The organism is Vibrio sp. RC2502 (genome assembly GCF_054850435.1).
On the sequence record NZ_CM141453.1, the window covers coordinates 999,681 to 1,023,724 of the forward strand.

Here is a 24,044-nt window from a genome sequence, read left to right on the forward strand (position 1 = left end):
ATGACCCAAAACCCAATTCCTCAAGCCACATCTCCTCTAGCGATGTGGCTTGATTATTTATCAAATATTCATTCCTCAGCTATCGATTTGGGCTTAGACCGCGTTCAAGAGGTAGCGACAAAAGCCAATCTCACCAAACCTGCTCCTACCGTAATCACTGTTGCCGGAACTAATGGCAAAGGCTCAACGTGTGCGCTAATGGAAGCAATCTTACTCGACGCTGGCTATTCAGTAGGCGTTTACAGTTCTCCTCATCTGATCCGTTATAACGAGCGTGTGCGCATTAATGGTGTAGACGTGGAAGATGCTAAGCACTGTGAAGCGTTTGACTATGTAGAAAAACAACGTGGTGACATCAGTTTAAGTCTGTTCGAGTTTGGCACGCTTGCAGCGCTGCGTATTTTCCAAGTCGAAAACGTCGATGTAGTGCTTCTTGAAGTTGGCTTAGGTGGGCGACTAGATGCAACAAACGTCGTTGATCACGATGTGTCAGTGATCACCAGCCTGGCGATCGACCATGTAGATTGGCTTGGTGACGACATCAATGTTATCGGCTTTGAAAAAGCGGGCATCTACCGCGCAGGTAAACCCGCGATTTGTGGTCAACCATTGCCTCCAGCGACGGTTGCAGCCCATGCTGATGATATCGGTGCTGAATTCTTCCAAGTCGGCATCCAGTTTGACTACGCTCTAACTGAGAAAGGTTGGAAGTGGAGCAGTGGTGCTTTTGCGCTTGAGGATCTTCCTCTGCCTTCGCTACCGCTTCCAAATGCTGCCACTGCTTTAATGGCTCTAGGCGCGTCGGAATTGCAAATCACTGACATAAACATCGTGAATGGCTTGAATAATGCTCGACTCGCGGGTCGAATGCAGGTGCTTCAACACGAGCCAGAAATTGTGTTGGACGTGGCGCACAACCCTCATTCTGCTGAGTATTTAGTTGAAAAGGTAAAAACTCAGTACGCAGGGAAAACTATCCACGTTGTAATTGCAATGCTGCATGATAAAGACATCAAAGCGACATTGGCCGCGCTTAAGCCTATCGCGACGCATTGGTATCCAGCATCGTTGACTGGGCCACGGGCTGCAACGGCGGATGAATTATGCCAGTACCTACCGCAAGGGCAAGTTCAGTTCCAAACACCGGTTGAAGCGTTTGAGAGTGCATTAAGCAGCGCTGCTTCAAACGATGTTGTGTTGGTCGCAGGCTCATTCCATACCGTAGGTGAGGTATTGGAGCATTGGCAATCAAAGAATAAGTAATCAAAGGTAACTTGATGGCAAGTAAATTCCAAAGTCGTTTAGTCGGCACCATCATTCTAGTCGCAGTGGGAGTCATTGTTCTTCCTGATGTTCTAGATGGTAAAAAACTGCACTACAAAGAAGAATTTGCCAGCATTCCTATCAAACCTGAACTTGATAGTGATGTGGAAAACTTCGAGATCTTAGAGCCAGTAGAAGATGACATTGCGCTACCAGAATCACCTGTAGAGGCGGTCGTGCAAGAGTCAGAAGAGCGTCAGGTTAACGCCTCTCAGCCGGAGCAGAAACCTGAACCTACGCCACAACCCGTCGAAGTAAAGCAACCCAAACAGCCAGAGCAGGTTGAAATTGCTGTTCGTCCAGTTGAAGAAAAGAATCAATATGAAGATTCTGCGTGGATCATTCAGTTGATGGCGCTGAAGAATCACGAAAATGCAGAGGCGCTCGTTGCGGATTTGCAGAAGCGTGGTTACCAGGCTCATACGAAAAAAGAGAACGACTTTACTCGAGTAATTGTTGGCCCTGATGTGTCAAAAAGTAAACTTGAACGACAAGTTCAAGAATTACAAAAAATTACCGGTTCAAAAGGCCAATTGCTTAAATTTAAGCCATTAAATCCATAAGAAAACGTTTGCGTCAGCATTTTTTCTGTTAAAATGCGCGCCAACTTAAGATGAAGAAAACATGAATTGGATAGATTTTATCATTTTAGGTGTGATCGGATTTTCAGCTCTGATCAGTTTAGTTCGCGGTTTTGCTAAAGAAGCTTTGTCTTTGGTTATTTGGTTCGGAGCGTTTTTTATCTCCAGTAACTACTACGCCAAATTGGCGGTGTACTTCACCAATATCAAAGATGATATGTTTCGCAACGGAGCCGCAATTGCGGCGTTATTCGTCGCAACCTTGGTAGTTGGTGCAGTGGTGAATTACGTCATTGGTCAACTGGTACAAAAAACAGGGCTATCAGGTACTGACCGAATTCTAGGAATTGTATTTGGTGGTTTACGCGGAGTCTTAATTGTTTCTGCGGTGCTGTTTTTTATGGATGCGTTTACTGCATTCCCAAGCTCGGATTGGTGGAAAGAGTCACAGTTGATCCCTGAGTTCAGCCGTATCATCGCCCCATTCTTCGAGCATTTACAAGCAACATCAAGTTTTCTGTCTGGCACTATATAGTAGTGCCAGCTACTGTCGCAAATCGAGGATTAGGACATGTGTGGTATTGTTGGAATCGTGGGCACAACGCCTGTAAACCAGTCTATTTATGACGCGTTAACGGTGTTACAGCATCGTGGCCAAGATGCCGCTGGTATTTGTACCATAGAAAGCAATCGTTTTCGTCTGCGTAAGGCGAACGGTTTAGTCAAGGATGTATTCGAAGCAAGACACATGCAGCGCTTGCAAGGTGAGGTCGGTATCGGCCACGTTCGTTACCCAACTGCGGGTAGTTCAAGCGCCTCAGAAGCCCAGCCTTTCTACGTAAACTCTCCTTTCGGTATTACACTTGCCCACAACGGTAACTTGACCAACGCTCACGAAGTTCGTCAGAAACTGTTTGAAAAAGATCGCCGCCACATCAACACCACTTCTGATTCAGAAGTGCTTCTCAACGTACTTGCACACGAAATTGACACAGTAAAAGGCAATGTAACTGCTGAAGATGTATTTCGCGCTGTTACCAATGTGCACCGTACTATTCGCGGCGCTTATGCAGTAACTGCGATGATCATCGGCCACGGTATGATTGCGTTTCGTGACCCGCATGGTATTCGCCCTCTTTGTTTAGGCAAGCGTGAAGTCGCTGGTCGCACGGAATACATGGTTGCATCAGAGTCTGTTGCGTTGGATGCGGTCGGTTTTGACTTTGTGCGTGACGTAGCTCCGGGTGAAGCGGTGTATGCGACATTTGAAGGTGAGCTGTTCACTAAGCAATGTGCAGACAATCCAAAGCTAAATCCTTGTATTTTTGAATTTGTTTACTTTGCGCGTCCTGATTCTTTCATCGATAAAATCTCTGTGTACAGTGCTCGCGTTGAAATGGGCAAAAAGCTGGGTGAGCGAATTCGTGAAGATTACGCCGATCTTGATATCGACGTCGTAATCCCTATTCCTGAAACCTCTTGCGATATCGCACTACAAATTGCTCAAGCGATCGATATTCCTTACCGCCAAGGCTTTGTTAAAAACCGTTACGTTGGCCGCACGTTTATCATGCCTGGTCAGCAACAACGTAAGAAATCAGTGCGTCGCAAGCTAAACGCTATCCGCTCTGAGTTCAAAGATAAGAACGTGTTGCTGGTGGATGACTCTATCGTCCGCGGTACGACATCAGAACAGATCATTGAGATGGCTCGCGACTCCGGCGCGAAGAAAGTGTACATGGTGTCTGCTGCACCAGAAGTTCGCTTCCCTAACGTTTACGGTATCGATATGCCGAGCGCGACAGAGCTGATTGCTCATGGTCGTGACAACGAAACCATTTGTAAGCAGATTGGTGCGGATGCGCTTATTTACCAACGTCTAGATGACTTAGTTGAAGCGGTAGGTTTAGGTAACCAAGATATCACGCAGTTCGATACATCAGTATTTAATGGTGAATACGTAACTGGCGATATCGATCAACAATACCTCGACTTCCTAGATGGTTTGCGTAATGACGATGCAAAAACGCAACGTGAAATTCAGCAAGATCTAGCGAACCTAGAGCTGCACAACGAAGGCGCGTAAATCTGCGCCATCATTATCGGGATTAAAAAAACCAGAGCCTAGGCTCTGGTTTTTATTTTTTAGTGAATGTTGTAGGCAATCACAAAGTCGATGAACAGACGCACTTTCTCTGGCAAGTGATCTTTGTGGTTGTACAGCATGTAGATGTCGCGCGGGTTTGCGCTCCAATCTGGCAAGACTCGCAACAATTCACCACTTTCGATGTATTCCTTAATCATCACATCAGGCATTAATGTAATACCTAGACCTTCTGAACAAGCACTGCGAACAACATTGAGTGCGTTGGCTTGGAAACGACCACGCTCTACGTTCACCACAGACTCACCTTTGCTGTTGATCAGTGTCCACTTGATAAGTGGGTAGCCTTTTAGCAAAGAGTGGTTTGAGAGCTCTTCTGCGTGGTTTGGCGCAGGGTTGGCTGCTAGATAGTCTTGGCTGGCAACCAAAATATCTTTTACTTCGCCAATTTTACGAGCAATTAGGCTGGAATCTCGTTGCGGACCTACACGGAAAATAACATCCCATTCCGTTGGGTCTAATTGATCAGCGTTGTTCTCTGTCGTCAGCTCGATATTGATATCCGGATACTTCTTCATGAAGTCATTAAACATCGGCATCATCATGCGCTTGGTCAGATTGTAAGGCGCAGAAATTTTAATTTTGCCTGATGCACCGCGGCAGTCATCGGTGATTTCTTCCGCGGTTGATGTCAGCCTTTGAAGTAGGGGAGAGCATTCATGGTAAAAGCGTTCTCCGGCTTCAGTCAGAGAAAGCTTACGTGCGTGACGGTTCAATAGTCGAAGATTGACAGAGTCTTCTAGCGCTTGAATGCGTCGGGTGATGGTTGCCACCGGGATCATGGTTTTTCGCGAAGTTGCGGTATAGCTCCCATTTTCGACAACCAGTCGAAACAGGTTCAAATCATCTAATTTCATATTTCCAGACACATTAAATTACCAATTATGGCTAATTTATAATTAACTTTGTGATTAAAGCTTGCTTTAAGTCAACATGTTGCATCATTTGAACACAGCAAGAGCCTTGGAGTAAATACTGACAATTTGTATAAATGACTTTTTCAAGCTACGTTTTATAACAAGGCGAAACCGCTTCAAGTCTTGCTGCGCAACGTTTTGCCTATGCAAACACAACAAAAATAATAACTTAAATAATTTTGTTTTTTGACTAAGCTTTGTGAGGTGTAAAGGTATGTTCAAGACTCACAGTCAAACGGCAATGGTCTCGGCACAGGAAGTGGTTAATCGGAAACTGATCATGTTAGTGGACGATGATCCGATATTTCGTAACGTAACCAATGCTTATTTAGAAAGTCAGGGTTTCAAAGTAGTAGAAGCTGAAAATGGCCTAGAGGCTCTTCATCAACTCAGGGAATGCCAACCCGATCTCGTCTTGTGTGATTTGTCTATGCCCGTATTAGATGGCATAGAATTCGTAGAAGAAGTCAGTCTTGAGTATCCATCGTTACCGCTTATTGTGGTGTCTGGCACAGATGAAATGTCTGATGTCGCGAAAGCGTTGCGTTTTGGTATTAAAGACTTTCTTCCAAAACCGATAGGGAATTATGAGCATTTGTCGCAAGCGATCGACAATACGCTTGAGGACTCAGATTGTCATTTTGCAGAACAGCGTGACTTTTCAAGCCAGTGGTTTCGCGTAGATGACGGTGGAGAAATACCAGATGAGCAAGAGCTGCACTGGCATTTAGAGTACTTGCAACAAAACCCAAATGCAGCGAGAGATCTGCTGCATGCGTTGTTGCCAGACAAAGACGCCTCTCAAGGTGACTGGCGTTGTTCTTATCGGTTACTACAGTCGGCAGATTTGATGCCTTTGGTGTTTGATTATCGCTGGTTGATGAATGGACAGTTTGCTTTCTACTTAGTGGACTCTGCTTCCCAAGAAAATGGAGGTGTAGCGACAACGCTACTGGTGAGAGCTTTGTTTGATGATTACCTAAGAAACTTAAAAAGTTTCAGTGCGGATCTGAAAGACATGGTAAACATCATGGAGAAGGGCATTGAGTGCTCAGATTGTGCTGGTGCGGTGAAGGCGGTATTTGGTGTGGCGGACTTAGCATCTTCAACCGTGTCACTTTTACCTGCTGGTTTGGACAGCCAATGGGCGGATGGACATGAAAATCAACATATTGCGGCAGGCAATCGACTGGGCGATGGGAGCATGAAAAACTTCATCACCCGAGATTTACCGCTGAAGACAACAGGTCAGTTGTCGATAGGTTGTTTAGGTGCATCCAGTTTCAGCCTGAATATTACTCGAGTGAATCGACTTGTTTAGAAAGCCAAACTCGGATCTTGTCTTTAATTAATATGGTGAAAGCAGCATGTAATGTGCTGCTTTCTTCTTTCCTGAATCTGTCGTTCTATAACTGATGATTTTATAACCTTACTTTTTGTTGGTGTTTAGATGGAGTTGTTTAAGGTATAGTCAGTGCCTAAAACAATAATGACCCATTTATGCAACGTTAATTTAACGCTGCGTGTTGGGAGAAGCAAAGTCAACTAGTGAGAAGAAACATCATGGCAGACAAAGATTTTAAAGAGCCTTATAATATTTTTTACTTTTTAGGTTTCATTGCAGTACTTTTGATCCCAACTCTACCTGCAACGCTAACCTGGCTTCGTGTAATGAACGGTTACGCAGGCTTTTAATCTAGCTATTGTGTATTGGAGTTCACCATTCGTATTAAGCGTTACTTCTTCAATATTGTTGGTGGACTCTGTATAGCGCTTGGCATTGCCGGCATCGCCCTTCCTCTCTTACCAACCACTCCTTTTATCTTGCTAGCAAGCGCTTGTTTTATGCGCGGCAGCCCTGCATTTCATCATTGGTTACACAATCACAAAACCTTCGGCCCTATTTTAGACAATTGGCATCGTCATCGAGCGGTGAGCCCTAAAGTCAAACAACGTGGTGCGGTTTTTATCATTCTTAGTTTCACCGTTTCTATCATCGTAGCCCCCATCATCTGGGTAAAAATTGCTCTTTTAGTGATGCTAATCGTTTTACTCAGTTGGTTTATGCGCCTACCTGTGATTGAGTTGGTTGCTGACAGAGAAGAAAATCACTAAGATTGTAGAGAATAGTGTGCCCGCTCTTCGAGTGGGCGTTTGTATTTTCAGCGCCTGTGACTTTTAAGAAAATAGGCACATAGCGGTGAAAACCTATTGTTCGTTGCCCTCGTGATACTGTGATTAGAATAGAGGGTGATGAGCCAATCTAAGTAAATCGGTATTATGACTACAGAAACAATTTCGCTGATCAAATCTAGCATCAAAAGCATCCAAGATTACCCAAAACCAGGCATTCTTTTCCGCGACGTAACAAGCCTATTAGAAGACGCAAAAGCGTATCAAGCAACCATCGGTCTGCTGGTTGAACGCTACAAAGACATGGGCTTTACAAAGGTTGTGGGTACAGAAGCACGTGGTTTCCTATTTGGTGCGCCACTAGCGCTTGAGCTAGGTGTTGGTTTTGTTCCAGTGCGTAAGCCAGGCAAACTACCTCGCCCGACCATTGCTCAATCTTATGAACTAGAATACGGCATTGATACGCTAGAAATTCATACAGACGCTATCGTAGAAGGCGATAAAGTATTGGTTGTGGATGACTTGCTGGCGACAGGTGGCACGATTGAGGCAACGACAAAGTTAATTCGCCAACTTGGTGGTGAAGTTGAACACGCAGCGTTCGTTATCAACCTACCAGAAATCGGTGGTGATAAGCGTTTAGAAGCATTAGGCCTAAACGTATTCAGCATTTGCGATTTTGAAGGACATTAATACATTCAATGAGTTATTTAGCTTTAGCGCGAAAATGGCGTCCTAATAAGTTTGACCAAGTCGTAGGGCAAAAACATGTTCTAACGGCACTGGAAAACGCATTGGCGCAAAACCGTTTACATCATGCTTACCTATTCAGTGGGACGCGTGGTGTGGGTAAAACCAGTATCGGCCGTTTGTTTGCCAAAGGGTTGAACTGTGAGACTGGTATCACCGCCACACCATGTGGTGAATGTGCTACCTGCCGAGAGATTGATGAAGGTCGCTTTGTTGACTTGCTTGAGATTGACGCGGCATCACGTACTAAAGTTGAAGATACTCGCGAACTGCTAGACAACGTTCAATACAAACCCGCTCGTGGACGTTTTAAAGTGTACCTCATCGATGAGGTGCACATGCTGTCGCGTCACTCTTTCAATGCGTTATTAAAAACCTTGGAAGAGCCGCCAGAGTATGTGAAGTTTTTGCTCGCAACAACCGATCCACAGAAGCTGCCAGTTACCATTTTATCTCGTTGTCTGCAGTTCCATCTCAAGCCAATCAGTGTTGATGATATTCATCAGCAACTTGACTACATTTTGGGTCAAGAGCAGGTTTCAGCAGAGTCCAAAGCGCTCGGTATGATCTCCCATGCAGCTGATGGGAGTATGCGTGATGCGCTGAGTTTGACCGACCAAGCGATTGCTTTAGGCAATGGTGCGGTGCAAACCGACATCGTTAGCCACATGCTGGGAACCATCGATACGGATCAAGCGATTCACTTGCTTGAGTCGATCAGCAGTAAACAACCTCAACAAGCCATGGATAAAATCCACCAATTGGCGGCGAATGGTGTTGAGTGGGACGGCTTATTGCAACAAATCGCGACGCAGTTACATCGCATCGCTATGTATCAAGCACTGCCTGCGTCACTAGACCGAGCACAGCCTGATGCAGAAAAAATCGAATTATTAAGTAAAGCGCTCAGCCCACAAGATGTGCAGCTTTACTATCAAATTGCGCTAAAAGGTCGTGAAGATCTGACGCTGTCTCCAAATGGCCGTGTTGGTATGGAGATGATCGTCTTACGTATGTTGGCTTTTCGTCCATCAGCGAATAACGGTGCAAATATCGTTACCGCAGGATCTCAACCTCAGTTGAGTCAGATGCCAAATGCGAGTCTAACGAATTCAGCGCCAGCACAGCAGGCTCCGGTAGCACAACAGCAGTCGCGCCCAAATCCAGTGCAAGCACAACAATCTGTTTCGCAGCCCGTTCGTCCGTCAGTGAATCAGCCTGCGTCAATGAATGAAGAGCCACAATATCAGCCAGACTATCAGACTGGTGGTTATGATATGTCGCCTCCTCAGTACGACATGGCTCCGCCAATGAGCGAAAACCCAGCGCCAGAGGCTCAACCTCAGCAAGAAAGCGCGCCTGCGCCATCAAGAATGGGAGCAGCAGGCTTACGTCATCAGTTACGTTCACAGCGTAAGCAGGGTTTACAGCAAAACACAACGCAAAATGGTGGCACAAAAAAGCCTAAAGCGGCATCTGCAAAACCAGAATCGGTCATCGACCGAGTAGCGCAATTGCATGGCAATTCTGCGCAGGTGTCGCCAAACTCAACGCCAAAGCCTACTGAACCAGAAGTTGAAGAAGCGTATCGCTGGCGTCCAAGTAAGCCTGTTGAGACGAAAGTTAATACCAAGCTGACACCTACGCAGCTCAAGCAAGCGCTTGAGCATGAAAAAACACCAGAAATGGCACAAAAGCTGATTGATGAGTCACTTGAAAAAAACGAGTGGGCGAAAATGATCAGTTTGATGAACCTGCCTAAGCTGGTGGAACAACTTGCGCTAAACTCTGACTATAGTAAAGAAGGCTCGACCGTTTCTTTACAGTTGAGAAGCAGCCAAGCACACTTAAATACAGATAGAGCTCAAAGTGAGCTGCTCAACGCACTAAACACGGTTTTAGGTGAAGAGTGTCACTTGAGTATCGAAGTAGGAGAGAGTGGCGAAACACCACTTGAACTGAGAGACAGACTCTATCAAGAGAAATTACAACAAGCGCTGAACAGCTTGGAGAACGACCCGAATGTCGACTTTATCGAGCGTCGTTTTGCTGCAGAGCTTGATAAAGATAGTGTGCGCCCTATCTAACTAACAAACGGAATGGGGTTGAAAACGTCAAGTGAGAACCCCATTAACTGATGCAACACCCAATTAAACCAGAGAGATAAACATGTTTGGTAAAGGCGGTATGGGCAACCTAATGAAGCAAGCCCAGCAAATGCAAGAGCGCATGCAAAAGCTTCAAGAAGAAATCGCGAATATGGAAGTAACTGGCGAGTCTGGTGCTGGTCTAGTTAAAGTAACAATCACTGGTAGCCACAGTGTGCGTCGTGTTGACATCGATGAAAGCTTGATGGAAGACGACAAAGAAATGCTTGAAGATCTTATTGCTGCGGCATTCAACGATGCAGCACGTCGCGTTGAAGAAACTCAAAAAGAGAAAATGGCTTCTGTAACTGGCGGTATGCAACTACCACCAGGTATGAAAATGCCATTCTAATCTGCTGACATCTAATTAAGCGGATTTTCATGCGTACCAGTCATATGCTGGAACAATTGATGGAGGCCTTACGTTGTCTACCTGGGGTAGGTCCCAAGTCGGCGCAACGTATGGCCTTTCATTTGTTACAGCGTGATAGAAAAGGCGGTCTGCAACTGGCAGATGCGCTGAGTCAGTCAATGACCGAAATTGGTCACTGTGCTGAATGTCGAACTTTTACTGAAGAAGAAGTTTGCCACATTTGTACTAACCCAAAACGCCAAGAAAACGGCCAAATTTGTGTAGTAGAAAGCCCGGCAGATATCGCAGCAGTTGAAGCGACGGGTCAATACTCCGGTCGATACTTTGTGCTTATGGGGCATTTGTCTCCGCTTGATGGCATCGGTCCAAGTGATATTGGTTTAGACGTGCTTGATTATCGTCTACGTCGAGGTGATATTTCTGAAGTGATCCTTGCAACCAACCCAACGGTTGAGGGAGAAGCTACTGCTCACTATATTGCGGAGTTGTGCAGAGAGCACCAAGTCGAAGCTAGCCGTATCGCGCACGGTGTGCCTGTAGGTGGGGAGCTTGAGCTCGTAGATGGCACGACCTTGTCACACTCATTATTGGGTCGACATAAGATTTAATAAAAAGCCGCTGAATTCAGCGGCTTTTTTGATCTTACGAGTTGGGAACGATTAATCGTTCGATTCTTTACCAAGCAGGTTTTTGTAGATAACCGCACCAAGTACGCCACCCACAATAGGCGCAACCCAGAACAGCCATAACTGAGAAACTGCCCAGTCACCTACATACATTGCGACTGCTGTACTACGAGCTGGGTTTACTGAGGTATTAGTCACAGGAATGCTGATCAGGTGAATAAGAGTCAGACACAAACCAATTGCAATAGGCGCGAAACCTTGAGGTGCACGTTTGTCTGTCGCCCCCATGATAACGATAAGGAACATCATCGTCATCACGATTTCAGAAACTAACGCAGCAAGCATTGAGTACTGACCTGGTGAGTGTTCACCATAACCGTTGGCGGCAAAGCCAGAACCAACAACATCAAATCCAGCTTGTCCTGTCGCGATGACATAAAGAATGCCACCAGCGATCAGCCCGCCGATCACTTGTGCGATGATGTAAGGCGCAACGTCTTTTGTATCAAAACGACCGCCAGCCCAAAGGCCAACCGTCACTGCAGGGTTCAAATGGCAACCTGAAATATGACCGATTGCAAATGCCATGGTTAAAACGGTTAAACCAAAGGCCAGAGCGACACCCAGCAGACCAATACCAACATCTGGAAAACCTGCAGCCAACACTGCGCTGCCGCAGCCGCCCAATACTAGCCAGAACGTACCAAAAGCCTCAGCCAAATACTTGTTCATGTTATTTCCTAATTTCTAATTAAATGACCCGCTGAACATAGTCGAGAATTGTCAATAAAGTGTGAGGGAGATCGCGTAAAAACTGCAAATAGGACGGTATGTGGCAAGAGTTCTCAAGGATGAGATAAAAGCAGGGAGAAGAGAGGTTGAATCTTCAGTTTGCCTTGGCCATCACTACCTGAGTAACAGCCAAGGCAACGTAGGTTTTAACTAAATGCGACGAAAGGCGATACGCACAGCAAAATACCAGTAGCAATAATCAAGTAAAGCGACGCGCCTTTGTATTTGTGTAAAGAAGGCACTTGATAGACAAGGTAAGCTGGAATCAAACAGCCAATCAAACCAAAGATAGGGCTACATACTGATGTGAAGCTCAGAACTGGTAGATTCAATACAATTGCACCCCACGCCATGAGAATCGCAAAGAGAATGATTCCTTTGGTGACCAAGTCTTTATTGATCTTCTCTTCAGGCATGACCTTTTTTAGAGCCAGCATCGCTAGACCTTGGCAAGAATCGCGGAAACCTAAGTACACACCAAAAAACGCAGTCATTACTGAGAAAATATTCAGCATTAAACTCATTAGTTTTAGCGTCGTACCATCCATACCTTGCGCAACCATCGCAAGAGCAGAGATGTTCTCTTCTGCTGCTTTAACCGCTTGTTCATGTGACATCGCAAGCGTAAAGGAAATCGCATAGAAGAAGACCGTCACAAACAAGATACCGAAAGCAATTTTCATTGCGCGCATGGCTTTAAAGCGAGCAACCTCAATCGATTTTTCTTTTGAGCGGTATGAGATCACCATTGGGCTCAAGCTTTGAATAAAGAGAATAGACGTTAGAGTAAACGGCAGTAGCTCAATTGCATCTTTCAAACCAGCGCCTGTTTCTGGAATTGCACCGACATTCGCTACATCCCATTTTTCGATCATCATGACGCCAAGTAATGCAACGGTACAAAGTTTAATCAGCACAAGACCAGTACTGACCTTAAACAAAATCTTTTCGCCACGAGATGCAATAGCGACCAGCGCGCACACTAAAGCCAGACCATATAGCGGGTTTTCAGACAGTAAACCTTCTGTGATGCCAAAACTATGTAGGAAAGATGCCGAGTCATTGTTGATGGCTGTTGAGTAAACAAAGACCCAAATCACCAACATGATGAAGTACAGCACACCTAATAACGCCCCCCATTTGTTACCAAGGTAACCGGAAATGACGCCAGCGTAATCTTGGCACTTTGGTGAACTTGAGAGAGTGTTGATGAAAAGGCGTTGGAACAAGTACATCGCTGGGTAGCCGATCACGGCAGAGGCCAAGAATACCCAAAGGCCCAATACGCCTACTTTTACTGGTAAAAAGACAATACCGGCACCGATTGCCATGCCGATACTCATGATCACCCATCCCCAGTCTGTGCTATCAAACTTGGTCGCGGCTTTCCACTCGTCTAGGGCCATGCCTGCTTTTACGTGCGGTGGCTCTTTACCGATAGGTAAGGTTTGTGTAGGTGCTGTCACGCTCATTTTATTGTTTCTCTTGTTAGTATGAATTTTTCTCAAATTTAATTGAGAAAACATATATCACCAATTTTTTTGTGGAAAATTCAGATAAATTTGAGATCTTGGCGAAAAAGTTCAAACAAATTGGATTTTTTGACGAATTTTGTGATCTGTTCTAGTTGTTTGATTCATATTTAATTGAAAAAATAACGCTAATACGGAAGTTAAATTAGAAACTTCTTAATAAAAAATAAAATTTATGTGAGGATTTTAAAATGAAAGAATTGATTTCATCTGAACACGCGCCTGCTGCTATCGGACCTTATTCACATGGCACTAGCTATGGTGATTTGATTTTTACTTCTGGCCAATTACCCGTTGATAAGGCAACAGGAAAAGTCGTTGAAGGCGGCATCAGTGCACAAAGTCATCAATCTCTTACTAACTTGAAGCACGTTTTAGAGGCTGGTGGTGGCAGTATCGATACTGTTTTAAAAACAACGTGTTACCTATCGAATATTAATGACTTTGCCGAGTTTAACAAGGTCTACGCAGAGTTTTTCCAACAAGATTGTCCAGCACGCAGTTGCTTCGCAGTGAAAGATTTACCTCTTGGCGTGTTAATTGAAGTCGAAGCGATTGCTCATAAAAAGTAATACGGAGAACAGAGCATGAACCAGCAATGGACACAATATATCCAAATCATTAAGCAAGTTGTGAAACCTGCATTAGGATGTACAGAACCCATTGCTGCTGCGTACGCGGCAGCAGTTGCTAGAAAAGAGTTAGGCACATCCGATATTGATGCGATAGAGGTGCGTGTTTCAGACAACCTATTTAAAAACTCGATGGGTGTTTTCGTACCTGGAACGGGCAAGATAGGCCTCAAAATTGCCGCCTCAGTTGGTGCATTAGCCGGTGACCCAACAGCAGAACTGGAAGTGTTGGCTCGGATTAATAAGCAGGATGTTGCTGCTGCGCAACAATTGATAGATGAAGAGCGGGTAACTGTAGCGCGCATGGATACGCAAGAATTCATTTATTGCAGCGTAACGCTCACCTCTGGTGACGATGTTGTTTCGGTCACGATCAGTGGCGGTCACACCAACATTATCCAGATCATGCGCAATGGCGACGTGATTTTTGATGCTCCACCGCAGCAACGCGTTGCAACCGCTTCTGTTTGTGAAGGTGTGGATATTTCGATCAAACAAATCTATGAGTTTGCCACTCAAGCGCCTTTTGAAGAGATCAAATTCATTCTCCAAGCTGCAGAGCTCAATACCTTGCTGGCTCAAGAAGGTATCGACCGAGGTTACGGCCTCGAAATTGGACGCACGCTAAAAGGCAACATCGAGCAAGGCTTATTGGGCAATGACTTAATGAGTCGTATACAGATGATGACATCCGCGGCGTCTGATGCTCGCATGGGAGGAGCGACGTTGCCAGCCATGAGCAATTTCGGCAGTGGGAACCAAGGTATTGCCGCTACAATGCCAGTTGTAGTTGCGGCAGAAGTATTCCAAAACGACGAAGAACAGTTGGCTCGCGCGTTGATCATGAGCCATTTAGGGGCTATTTACATCAAATCTTATTACCCACCGTTATCCGCATTTTGTGGCAACACTGTTACCAGTGCGGCGGCATCTATGGCGCTGGTATATTTAGCTGGTGGTACATTCGAGCAATCATGCTACGCCATTCAAAACGTCATCAGCGACAGTTCAGGTATGGTGTGCGATGGTGCGAAGTCCTCTTGTGCGATGAAAGTGTGTACTTCGTCGACAACGGCGGTGCGCTCATATTTGATGGCGATGGGTAACCACAGTGTTAAGAATCAAGGTATAGTAGGCGAAGAAGTTGAGCAAACGATAAGAAATGTTGGCTCAATGGTTCGTTTCGGTATGCCGTATACTGACAAATCTATTATCGATATTATGTCGGCCTAACCTCCAGTTTTTGCTAAGGGAAGTAACATTGCTACTAAAGAAACTCACCAAGAGTGATCTCGATATTTTGAACTCTATGAAAAACGTCGTGGATGGCATTGCACGTATGTATGGTGAACACACTGAAGTGGTTCTCCACAGCTTAGATGCCGAAGCGCCGGAAATCATCAAAATCGCAAATGGGCACGTGACGGAACGCAGTGAAGGTGCCCCAATTACCAACTTAGCGAGAATGAAGTTAAGAGAGGGCAAGGACGTTTCTGATTCGTACCTGACGAAAACGTCGAACGGAAAGACCTTGCACTCCATTACGACAATTGTCAGAAATCCAAAAAACAAACCGATTGGTTTGCTGTGTATCAACGTGGATATGGATGCACCGATGCAGGCGTTTTTAAAGGCAATGTTGCCTCAGCAACACACCGAGTGTTGTGTTGGTGGAGCTCGCTCACCAGAAACGTTTGCGCGTAATATTGATGAAACCATCATCAGTACGATAGAAACCGTGCAAACAGAAGTGTGGGAAAATGAAGCCATTGCGCCTTCTAAACGCAACCGTGAACTGGTGACGCGCCTGCATGGCCTAGGCATTTTTAAATACAAAGACGCTGTTTTAATGGTTGCAAACCATCTTGGTATATCGCGCGATACCATCTACTTGTATTTGCGAGAGCTTGGGAACGACTAAACGGGTGCTCTGAATAGATTAAGTAAGTTGCTCTAGCTCAGTGATGTTGTCGAGCGCTTCTTGGTTGGTTTTGCCACACACAACCGGACACGGCTTAAAATCGTGACAAACTTTAGGGCGCTCAGGCTTACCAAACAGCTTACACAAATTGTCATCGTTGAGTTGCACGCAACGAACACCTGCTGGTTTGCCCATGGGCATTCCAGGTATCGGTGAAGAGATACTTGGCGCAATACAGCAAGCTCCGCATCCTAATCGACAATCCATAATGTAAACCTCTTAAAAATTGAGGGGGCAATTATGGTCATTTTGACGTGGATTGGAAGAGTCGCTTAAGAAAAAATAAAAAGGAGCACCCAATAGAGTGCTCCTTTTTGCTTTTAAACCGTTGTGATCATCTCAAGAAGCGATTGTAAACAAACAGCAGAATAAACGCGCCCAGCGTTGCAGTAATGATGCTGCCGATGTTTACACCTGTCGCGCCACCAAATCCAAGAATGCCGCCAAGGAAACCACCAACAAAGGCACCGGCAATCCCGAGCAACATGGTTGCGATCCAGCCTCCACCATCTTTTCCTGGCATCAACCATTTCGCTAAGGCCCCGGCGATCAAGCCTAAAATAATCCAAGAAATGATACCCATGAAAACTCCTTAATTCCTTCGTGATCAATGAAATAATGCGAACTCGTATAAGGATAGAACAGTTAATTGAAAATGGTTGAATATCGTATTAGATACTTGATGCCGATTGGAGATCGTCTCAAAACTTGAACTTTTGCGGCGAGAAGAGTATAAATCGGCCCCTAATTCCCTTGGTGAGACCTGAAGTATGAGCACTCCATTTTGGCAAAGTAAATCGTTAGAACACATGAGCGAAGAGGAATGGGAATCTCTTTGTGATGGGTGTGGCAAGTGTTGTCTGCACAAGCTAATGGATGAAGATACCGATGAAATCTACTACACCAATGTGGCGTGTAGCTGGCTGAACAGCAAAACATGTTCATGTAAGGACTACCCAAATCGCTTTACCTCTGGCGAAGAGTGCACCAAGCTGACACGCGAAGACATCGACGATTTCACTTGGTTACCGCACACGTGTGCTTACCGTCTGTTAGCCGAAAATCAGCCATTACCAGAATGGCACCCGTTGATTACGGGCTCGAAATCCGCAATGCACGCGGCGGGCGAAAGTGTCCGAAACAAAGTGGTGTACGAAATTGATGTGGTGGATTGGGAAGACCACATTTTGAATCACCCAAATCGCCCATAGCCAAATTGAAACAAGCCTTTTACCAACAGTGAAAGGCTTGTTTGCTTTTAGGGTCAATAAAAGACCGGATTCTCATAAGTGATGACAAAACGACGGTCATTGTTGAACTCTGACGCTTAATTAACTAAATGCTGCTCGGTTTGCAATTTAGTGATGTAAACTTAGGGCATATCATTTCAAGGCTTTACATTCCGATTCTTGATCGCTCCGATCGGGATTCGTTTCCTACGAGGTAAAAATGACGTTTCATTTCCCCCTGAAAAATCGCCAGACACCTTGGGTAGCGATATTCGCTTTATTCATCACGATGATGACCCCTATTTTTGTGCAAGCCACAGAAAGCACAGAGCCTCCTATTATCTCTGAAGCAGAAGCTTCTATAGATAGCTTGAACATCGACATTGTCGATTTATCGCAAAGCCTATCTCAAACGGCAGGTGACGAGCGTGATGCGCTTCAGCTACAACTTTTCCAAAAAAATGAAGAGTTGAGAAATCAATTAGCGTCCGCGATTGAGCGTGAGTCCATCCCTCGTGACAAGCTGATTAAGCTCGTCAAAACGCAGGAAAAGTATTCAAAAGACGCGACCGATTATCTGACGACCAAAACCAAAGAAGTCATTGAAGAGTTAAACAAAGCGAAAGACGAAGAAAAGCTCGCACTTATTAACGACTACCGCGAGCTTCAACATTACTTGGATGTGAGCTTTGATTCGAGCTGGCAGAATTTGGCATGGCTCAAGCAATTAGGCGTTCAAAATGAGCGTGCGGAAGCGGAATTGCAAGACAAGCTAGATAAGCGCATGCGTTTGTTATCGGCATCGATGGCGTATCTGCGTCAACAAGCAGAAATCATTGGTACGCAGCTTTCATCCAGCCCTGAATCAGAAAAAGCGTCTTTGCAACTTAGCCAGCTGATCGTGAAGCAGAGACTGAATATCGCAACGGAAAGTTTGCGTAACCTGATGTCGATCGGCGACAAAATGGGCATTGAGACGTCGGAGTACAAGCGTCAGATCTTTGAAATCACAGGCAGCATCACGCACGACTTGCTAGACACCAAAGTGGTGTGGTCCATCATCAGTCACTGGTCAAACTCCGCGGTGGATTGGTTTGCGGAAAACGCACCACAGCATATCTTCCAGCTATTCGTGTTCGCGCTGATCTTATTGATTGCTCGTGCACTAGCTAAACTCACGCGCAAAGTGGTGAGCAAAGCGGTGTCTTCTAAGAACTTGAAACTTTCCCACCTAATGCAGGACTTCTTTATCTCCATGTCCGGTAAAGTGGTGTGGGTGATTGGTATTATGGTTGGCCTGTCGCAGATTGGCTTGAACTTAGCGCCAATCCTGACTGGTTTCGGTATTGCAGGTGTGATCATTGGTTTCGCGTTGCAAGATACGTTGTCGAACTTCGCAGCGGGTATGATGCTTTTGATTTACCGTCCGTTTGATGTGGGGGATTTTGTCTACGCTGGTGGTGTGGATGGCAAGGTAAGTCACATGAGCTTAGTGAACACCACGATTCGCACCTTCGATAACCAGATCATCATTGTGCCGAACAGTAAGATTTGGGGAGATGTGATCAAGAACGTAACCCATGAGCGTATTCGCCGTGTGGATATGGTGTTTGGTATTGGCTACGCAGACGATTTATTGAAAGCGGAATCGGTACTAACGGATATCGTGACTTCACACCCTGCGGTACTTCGCGCGCCTGAGCCAATGATTAAAGTGCACACTTTGAATACTTCGTCGGTAGATTTCATCGTTCGCCCTTGGGTAAAAACGGATGACTACTGGGAGGTATATTGGGATGTAACGAAAGAAGTGAAGTTACGCTTTGATCGCGAAGGCATTTCGATTCCTTTCCCACAACAAGATGTGCATTTGCACATGGTGGAGAAAAAAGACGCGTAATTGCGTGTTATCCAAATACGAAAAGGCACTCGATAAAGAGTGCCTTTTTATTTGCGGTAAGTTTTGTGTCTTACAGTTCGTTAAAGAACGCTAACTTCGGTTCGCATTCAAGCAAGTTTTCAATCTGGTTGATCAAACGTGCAAAGTGCTCAGTTTTACCGTGAAATTCGAACGCTTCTTGGTCTTTAAATTGCTCTTGAAAAACGAAGTGGCTCGCGTTGTCTTTATCTTGGAACAACTGATAACGAACACAACCGTCTTCATTGCGAGTTGGCTCAAGCGCTTGGGTTAGCACTTCTTTCAGTTGTTGTTCTTTCCCCGGTTGTGCGTGAAAGGTAGCAGTCAAGTGAATCATAATTTTTACTCTTTTTTAATTATCGGTTTTAATTGTCGGTTTTAGTTATAGGTAGCGTCCCTGTCGTTGCAGGAACTCAATTTTGTAACCGTCAGGATCGGTGACAAAAAAGAAGGTCGCTAGGTGTTTTTGCTGGTGGTCAAACGCTTTGATGTCACCTGCTTCAATACCTAGAGATTTAATTCGTTTGTGAGCTTGTTCGATGTCGTCCACGCTAACGGCAAGGTGACCGTAACCAGAACCGTGAGTATAAGGTTCGCTTTGGTCGTGGTTGTGGGTAAGTTCTAATTCAAAGCCTGTTTCTTCATTTGCTAGATAGGTTAGGGAGAAACCATCAAAAACGTATTGGTCTTTGATCTCTAGCTCAAGTGCGTCGCGGTAAAATTGTAGGGAACGGTCCAGATCGCGTACTCGGATCATGGTGTGTATCATTTTTGTCATGAGTACTCCTTAATTGTCCGCATAGGTTAGCGAGTACAAAAGGAGTGTGGGTAGTACTAGAGTACGACAAATAAGAATAAGCTCAATAGCTTACGATTGAGGCGTAAAGCCTCATCGATGCCATTATTTTGGTAAGAATAGTTAGGTGTTAAGCGTTAAGTTGGGCAAGAGCTTGATGGAGTGTGTTTTCCGGTTGGCGAGCATACGTGAGACATGCGCAGCGCAGTAAGGATGCAAAGTTGTTCACTTCACCATTGTATTCCAGTGCTTCTTGATACACCGTGCTGATAAACTTTGGAACCGTCATGTCTTGCGCACTGGCAATTTCTTCAAGAATCGTCCAAAAACTCGACTCTAATTTTACGCTGGTGGCATGGCCGTCAATGCGGATGGAACGAGTGATAAACTGATAATTATCCTGTGGTTGTTTAGCAAATATTTCGCACATGGTATTCGTAGATATGATTTAAGACGTGCAAATATTGAGTATTGTTGCTTAAAACGTCAACTGTTTTTGCGGATAAAAAAACGCTCTCGTGAGAGAGCGTTGGAACATCACAAGACGTGAAGTAAGTGCAAGATGATTATTTGATTTGTTGCTTTAGGAACTCACCAAGCTCGGAGTGGTGCATGATTTTTGAAACTGGAAGAATGGTTTCTGCAGGCCCCCAAGCGAACACGTTCACTGGTGTATGAGTGTGCGTGCCTGTTCCCCATACCGTGTTTTGTTTGGTCGCTTGTTCGCGAGCGAGCAAGTTACCGCGGTCGTTGTATGGGAAGAACGCATCAAAGTCGTTAATTGTTGGTACCGTTTCTACTTCTAGGTACGAGTGGCCAGCAACTCGGTATGGGTTTGGTTTGCTTGCTAGTACATGAGCGGCTTGCTCAGGTGTGATAGAAAAATCGCTGTTGGCATTCACCACTTCAGCTAGCTTTTCTGGTGTTTGCTGTGCTTTATCTAGCGCTTCAAACTCGCTGATCATGCCGTAGTAGCTTTTCTTCTGGTTGTATAAACCATCTAGGATTTCAAACTTACCGAAGTTGAAGTTTGGCGCGTAATCGCGTTTTTCAAAGGCTTCACCTTTGCGTTTTTCTGGTTTAGGTAGATTTGCTGATGAGTAGCTAAAGCCAAAAGAACCTGTTTCGTGGTCTGCGGTAACAATGATAAGTGTGTCGTCACGACCTTTCGCCCACTCGTAAACAGAGTTCACCGCTTCGTCGAACTTAATCAACTCATGTAGCATGGTACCAGCATCGTTACTGTGGCCAGCCCAGTCGATTTGACCGCCTTCAACCATCAAGAAGAAGCCGTCTTTGTCTTTAGAAAGAACATCAAGCGCTTTGACCGTCATCTCTTTCAACGATGGTTGTGTGCGTTTTGGATCGTTTTTGCTGTTACTGTAAGCAATACCATCATCCATACCTGAGTAAGCGAATAGGCCAAGTAGTTTGTCGCCTTTTGCTTGTGCCAACATGTCTCGGCTGAAAACTAGGCTGTAGCCTTGGTCTTGCGCTTCGGTAAGCAGATTGCGTTCGTCTTTACGCTTAGATTTTAGGTAAACACTGCCTTGCGTAAGTTTTTCTAGCGCTTGGTAAGTTTCACCTTTGTCGTTAGTCGATTTTGGAATCCAGTGACGCAGACCACCGGATAACAACACGTCGACACCGCTTTCTAGCATATCGGAAGCGATGTTGTTTTCTAGCGAGCGATGAGGCTGATGCGCAGCAAATGCGGCTGGTGTTGCATGAGTCATGCGCGTATCTGAAACAAGACCCGTTGCTTTGCCTTTGCTTTTGGCTTTTTCCAAAATGGTCTCAACGTGATTGCCTTGGCTGTCAATACCAATCACTTCTGATGCGGTTGGGATACCTGTTGCGAGCATTGTTGCCGAACATGCAGAGTCGACAACGATTGCATCTTCTGGGTTCGTTAAAGATGAGCCAATCACACCTTCTTGCGCTAACTTGTAGAGCGCGGTGGTTTGGCCTTTGTAAATCGAGTTTGGTGCGTGGTTCGCGTAGGTTTCTAGCAAGCCGACTTGCTGAGGACCCATACCATCACCAATCATCAGAATAACGTTTTTGATTTCAGCGGATAGCGCATTGAATGAAAGTGTAGATGCAGCCACTGCAGTAATAATCGGAGAAACTAAACGCTTCATTATATTTTCCTTGTTTATTGAAAGCGCAGAAATTAAAGCAGCGGTTTATGACGCTTTTGTGGCGGTAATAAAAGATTCACGGCATTGTCATTTTGGGTTGCTAGCCAACTCGGTCGCAGATGTTGGGGTATAAAAAAGCCCACAGAAGTGGGCTTGGATTACGCTTAGGAGTTGAAAGCATGGACTAAAGTCATCCATTTAGCGCCTTCATAAGAAACTTGATTGAGGGAGCAATAAACGAGTGAATGCAGTAAGAACCATGCCTTATAGATGAAAGATTCATCCATGTTGTATGATGGCTTGTTCTTAAGCGAAAGGAATTATGGTCTGCTTTTCAGTACGGATTCAAACACGGTTTGTTATCGTGTCGAGTAGGAATTTTGCGGCTAGACGAGAGCTAAAATGATACCACCAACAGTGAGCGCCGCGGAAAGATACTGCCCTGCAGAATATGAGCCGTCTTCCTCTTCTTCAATCTTGTCGGGATGATCCATGCCAAGTGCACCGTGAGTGAAAGATTCTACTTTTTCACCCATTGTTTTGTTTTCTGCTTCTACCTTTTTACTCTCATGGTCAATTTGCTGCAACGCCGCTAGCAGTGCCTTACCTTCCGTAGAAAGTGTCACTTTGTTTTGCTCAACTTTGAGTGGCGCGGCAACCGTATCAACGTGATTGTCTTGATTTTGTACCACTACTGCTGGTTGCTTAGCATAAGAGTTTACTGGGTTGCTTCCTACTGGATTCATCGAATACTCCTTGGAACATCGACACTCTTTCACTGAGTGCGGGTAAAAAGCAGTTATCTCTATATCGACGGCATAGGGTATTTCTTGAATCAATTTGTACCAATTTGACGCAGATATTCTGAATCAAAAGTTGGAACTCATGATAGGAGAAAACGGGCCTGTTTTTGCCGCCAAGATTGTTTCTTAAATAGCAAAGCAAAAAACAGACCGTACAAGTAGATTAAAATGTAGGATAGGCCACGTTATTTACATTGAAGATCGTCATTACGTGTAGATAGGTGCTTATACGCGGCCATTCGGTTCACGTCTTGAACGAAGCGAACCGGCGGTTCGAGTACTTCTAACTGATAATCTGGGCTGTTTGTACTGATTTCAGACGTTGGATTAACCACCACCACTTTAAGCTCAGGGTTGCGTTGTAAAATGGATGCTGCGGTACCTAAACCTGCTTCTGTATGAAATTTCCCCGCGACATGAACAACTTGAGCATTTGGGTTTTGAGCGAGGTATTTCACAATCGACTCCGCCATGGTTTCGTCCCACGTTACTTGTGCGGCGTATTGCTTTTCAGTTTGCTCTGGCTTGCCATGATGCATGGATGCCATGAACTTTTCTTTATATGGACTGTTCGCGGTATTGATGTTTTCAGCCACAAAGTTGCGCTCTTCATCATCTAACTTATTCAGGTAATCAACACCTTGACGACCAATACAGCGGACGATGTATTTGGGTGCATTTGCGGCGATAACAGGTAAGTTGGCTTGCTTGGCGAACTCAACGAGTGGGCGGTAATCGCTTTCATAGTTTGGCCACGCATTGCTTTGTGACATGAAGTATTGTTCACCGATTTCGCCTTTTAGATAAGCGTTTAGCACCGATTGCTTGTCACGCGTGACTTGCTCCATAGATAAGGCAATACGGCGTTCGCCAGAAGAAAGCTGCCTCAGTAGATCGGTTTGGAAGCGATGAATACCAGCATGAGTGTGCCACTCTCCAACCAAGATCACGTCAGCGTTTTTTAACTCATCTGGCAGGTTCTGCAAAGCAAGGGCGTTGCCAGAAGGAGAGTGCAGTTGGTAATCGTAAAAGGTGGTGACGTCTGTTGAAGAAAGGGCCGATGTGGTTGGCGTGGTAGAAACACACCCTGAAAGTACGCTTGCAAATGCAAGGCCTAAAATAGAAAAGCGCATTGAAAAGCCTCCAAAAATGTCCGAGTGATATTAATGGAGGCTGAGCAATGAATCAATATAAATGAGAATG

27 protein-coding genes are annotated in these 24,044 nt (G+C 45.2%); 16 read left to right on the forward strand and 11 right to left on the reverse strand.

All coding sequences use genetic code 11. The annotated features are described in order from the left end of the window. The 4 genes from folC to purF all read left to right on the forward strand — a co-directional run bounded on the left by folC (nt 1) and on the right by purF (nt 3,990). Nucleotides 1-1,263, forward strand: a complete 1,263-nt coding sequence (folC, locus tag ACYJZR_RS04705; RefSeq protein WP_193303929.1) for a bifunctional tetrahydrofolate synthase/dihydrofolate synthase — start codon at nt 1-3, stop codon at nt 1,261-1,263. Nucleotides 1,264-1,277: 14 nt separating this feature from the next. Then, a complete protein-coding gene (locus ACYJZR_RS04710) occupies nt 1,278-1,886 on the forward strand; it encodes an SPOR domain-containing protein (RefSeq protein ID WP_015297091.1) in 609 nt (202 codons plus the stop codon). Nucleotides 1,887-1,947: 61 nt separating this feature from the next. Then, a complete protein-coding gene (locus tag ACYJZR_RS04715; RefSeq protein WP_005484550.1) occupies nt 1,948-2,439 on the forward strand; it encodes a CvpA family protein in 492 nt (163 codons plus the stop codon). Between the two features lie 36 nt (nt 2,440-2,475). Beyond that, the gene (gene purF / locus ACYJZR_RS04720; RefSeq protein ID WP_005484378.1) at nt 2,476-3,990 is read left to right on the forward strand and encodes an amidophosphoribosyltransferase; all 1,515 of its coding nucleotides are present in this window, start codon (nt 2,476-2,478) and stop codon (nt 3,988-3,990) included. Between the two features lie 59 nt (nt 3,991-4,049). Here purF and ACYJZR_RS04725 read toward each other — a convergent pair whose 3' ends face one another. After that, complete coding sequence (locus ACYJZR_RS04725; protein WP_005460107.1) at nt 4,050-4,925, reverse strand: LysR family transcriptional regulator; 876 nt, start codon at nt 4,923-4,925, stop codon at nt 4,050-4,052. A gap of 274 nt (nt 4,926-5,199) precedes the next feature. Between ACYJZR_RS04725 and ACYJZR_RS04730 the strand changes: the two genes are divergently transcribed. From ACYJZR_RS04730 to recR, 7 genes are all read left to right on the forward strand, one after another. Continuing rightward, on the forward strand, nt 5,200-6,306 hold the full coding sequence (locus ACYJZR_RS04730; RefSeq protein WP_024702571.1) for a response regulator: 1,107 nt from the start codon (nt 5,200-5,202) through the stop codon (nt 6,304-6,306). Between the two features lie 242 nt (nt 6,307-6,548). Then, on the forward strand, nt 6,549-6,680 hold the full coding sequence (locus ACYJZR_RS04735) for a hypothetical protein (RefSeq protein WP_005380608.1): 132 nt from the start codon (nt 6,549-6,551) through the stop codon (nt 6,678-6,680). A gap of 72 nt (nt 6,681-6,752) precedes the next feature. Further along, nucleotides 6,753-7,100 (forward strand): YbaN family protein, encoded by a 348-nt coding sequence (locus ACYJZR_RS04740; protein ID WP_023585236.1) that lies wholly within the window; start codon nt 6,753-6,755, stop codon nt 7,098-7,100. Between the two features lie 165 nt (nt 7,101-7,265). After that, nucleotides 7,266-7,811 (forward strand): adenine phosphoribosyltransferase, encoded by a 546-nt coding sequence (gene apt / locus ACYJZR_RS04745; protein ID WP_005460112.1) that lies wholly within the window; start codon nt 7,266-7,268, stop codon nt 7,809-7,811. A gap of 8 nt (nt 7,812-7,819) precedes the next feature. Next, nucleotides 7,820-9,955 carry a DNA polymerase III subunit gamma/tau gene (gene dnaX / locus ACYJZR_RS04750; RefSeq protein WP_025499568.1) on the forward strand — a complete coding sequence of 712 codons (2,136 nt, stop codon included), beginning with the start codon at nt 7,820-7,822 and terminating at the stop codon, nt 9,953-9,955. Between the two features lie 82 nt (nt 9,956-10,037). Continuing rightward, the gene (locus tag ACYJZR_RS04755; RefSeq protein WP_005460082.1) at nt 10,038-10,367 is read left to right on the forward strand and encodes a YbaB/EbfC family nucleoid-associated protein; all 330 of its coding nucleotides are present in this window, start codon (nt 10,038-10,040) and stop codon (nt 10,365-10,367) included. Nucleotides 10,368-10,396: 29 nt separating this feature from the next. Further along, entirely contained in the window at nt 10,397-10,996 is a 600-nt protein-coding gene (recR, locus tag ACYJZR_RS04760; RefSeq protein WP_005460088.1) for a recombination mediator RecR, read from the forward strand. 51 nt (nt 10,997-11,047) lie between these two features. Here the strand turns inward: recR and aqpZ are convergent, their stop codons facing one another. Beyond that, nucleotides 11,048-11,746, reverse strand: a complete 699-nt coding sequence (gene aqpZ / locus ACYJZR_RS04765) for an aquaporin Z (RefSeq protein WP_005460095.1) — start codon at nt 11,744-11,746, stop codon at nt 11,048-11,050. Nucleotides 11,747-11,952: 206 nt separating this feature from the next. Further along, nucleotides 11,953-13,212: an SLC5/6 family protein gene (locus ACYJZR_RS04770; RefSeq protein WP_005494432.1), complete on the reverse strand. Its 1,260-nt coding sequence runs from the start codon at nt 13,210-13,212 to the stop codon at nt 11,953-11,955. 317 nt (nt 13,213-13,529) lie between these two features. On the opposite strand from ACYJZR_RS04770, the gene ACYJZR_RS04775 reads away from it, so the two are divergent. Genes ACYJZR_RS04775 through ACYJZR_RS04785 form a run of 3 tightly spaced genes read left to right on the forward strand, consistent with a single transcriptional unit; the run spans nt 13,530 to nt 15,891 of the window. Continuing rightward, a complete protein-coding gene (locus ACYJZR_RS04775; protein WP_025505090.1) occupies nt 13,530-13,910 on the forward strand; it encodes a RidA family protein in 381 nt (126 codons plus the stop codon). A gap of 15 nt (nt 13,911-13,925) precedes the next feature. Beyond that, entirely contained in the window at nt 13,926-15,203 is a 1,278-nt protein-coding gene (locus ACYJZR_RS04780) for an L-cysteine desulfidase family protein (RefSeq protein ID WP_031429678.1), read from the forward strand. Nucleotides 15,204-15,231: 28 nt separating this feature from the next. Further along, nucleotides 15,232-15,891, forward strand: a complete 660-nt coding sequence (locus ACYJZR_RS04785) for a helix-turn-helix transcriptional regulator (RefSeq protein ID WP_005397228.1) — start codon at nt 15,232-15,234, stop codon at nt 15,889-15,891. 18 nt (nt 15,892-15,909) lie between these two features. On the opposite strand, the gene ACYJZR_RS04790 is transcribed toward ACYJZR_RS04785, so the two are convergent. Both ACYJZR_RS04790 and ACYJZR_RS04795 read right to left on the reverse strand, forming a co-directional pair. Then, complete coding sequence (locus ACYJZR_RS04790) at nt 15,910-16,158, reverse strand: YkgJ family cysteine cluster protein (protein WP_017447809.1); 249 nt, start codon at nt 16,156-16,158, stop codon at nt 15,910-15,912. Between the two features lie 127 nt (nt 16,159-16,285). After that, nucleotides 16,286-16,534 carry a GlsB/YeaQ/YmgE family stress response membrane protein gene (locus tag ACYJZR_RS04795; protein ID WP_005397239.1) on the reverse strand — a complete coding sequence of 83 codons (249 nt, stop codon included), beginning with the start codon at nt 16,532-16,534 and terminating at the stop codon, nt 16,286-16,288. 187 nt (nt 16,535-16,721) lie between these two features. On the opposite strand from ACYJZR_RS04795, the gene ACYJZR_RS04800 reads away from it, so the two are divergent. Next, on the forward strand, nt 16,722-17,162 hold the full coding sequence (locus tag ACYJZR_RS04800) for a YcgN family cysteine cluster protein (protein WP_005460092.1): 441 nt from the start codon (nt 16,722-16,724) through the stop codon (nt 17,160-17,162). 238 nt (nt 17,163-17,400) lie between these two features. Continuing rightward, nucleotides 17,401-19,080: a mechanosensitive ion channel family protein gene (locus ACYJZR_RS04805; RefSeq protein WP_005479510.1), complete on the forward strand. Its 1,680-nt coding sequence runs from the start codon at nt 17,401-17,403 to the stop codon at nt 19,078-19,080. A gap of 70 nt (nt 19,081-19,150) precedes the next feature. On the opposite strand, the gene ACYJZR_RS04810 is transcribed toward ACYJZR_RS04805, so the two are convergent. The 6 genes from ACYJZR_RS04810 to ACYJZR_RS04835 all read right to left on the reverse strand — a co-directional run bounded on the left by ACYJZR_RS04810 (nt 19,151) and on the right by ACYJZR_RS04835 (nt 23,974). Beyond that, on the reverse strand, nt 19,151-19,435 hold the full coding sequence (locus ACYJZR_RS04810; protein WP_015297084.1) for a putative quinol monooxygenase: 285 nt from the start codon (nt 19,433-19,435) through the stop codon (nt 19,151-19,153). Nucleotides 19,436-19,480: 45 nt separating this feature from the next. Continuing rightward, a complete protein-coding gene (locus ACYJZR_RS04815) occupies nt 19,481-19,876 on the reverse strand; it encodes a VOC family protein (protein ID WP_005460098.1) in 396 nt (131 codons plus the stop codon). Nucleotides 19,877-20,024: 148 nt separating this feature from the next. Continuing rightward, nucleotides 20,025-20,324, reverse strand: coding sequence for a ribbon-helix-helix domain-containing protein (locus ACYJZR_RS04820; RefSeq protein WP_005460130.1), 300 nt, complete (start codon nt 20,322-20,324; stop codon nt 20,025-20,027). Between the two features lie 136 nt (nt 20,325-20,460). Next, nucleotides 20,461-22,038 carry an alkaline phosphatase gene (locus ACYJZR_RS04825; protein WP_149150512.1) on the reverse strand — a complete coding sequence of 526 codons (1,578 nt, stop codon included), beginning with the start codon at nt 22,036-22,038 and terminating at the stop codon, nt 20,461-20,463. A gap of 386 nt (nt 22,039-22,424) precedes the next feature. Continuing rightward, nucleotides 22,425-22,784 (reverse strand): hypothetical protein, encoded by a 360-nt coding sequence (locus ACYJZR_RS04830; RefSeq protein ID WP_021449877.1) that lies wholly within the window; start codon nt 22,782-22,784, stop codon nt 22,425-22,427. Nucleotides 22,785-23,026: 242 nt separating this feature from the next. Beyond that, a complete protein-coding gene (locus ACYJZR_RS04835; RefSeq protein WP_406966017.1) occupies nt 23,027-23,974 on the reverse strand; it encodes a ChaN family lipoprotein in 948 nt (315 codons plus the stop codon). Nucleotides 23,975-24,044 lie beyond the last annotated feature (70 nt).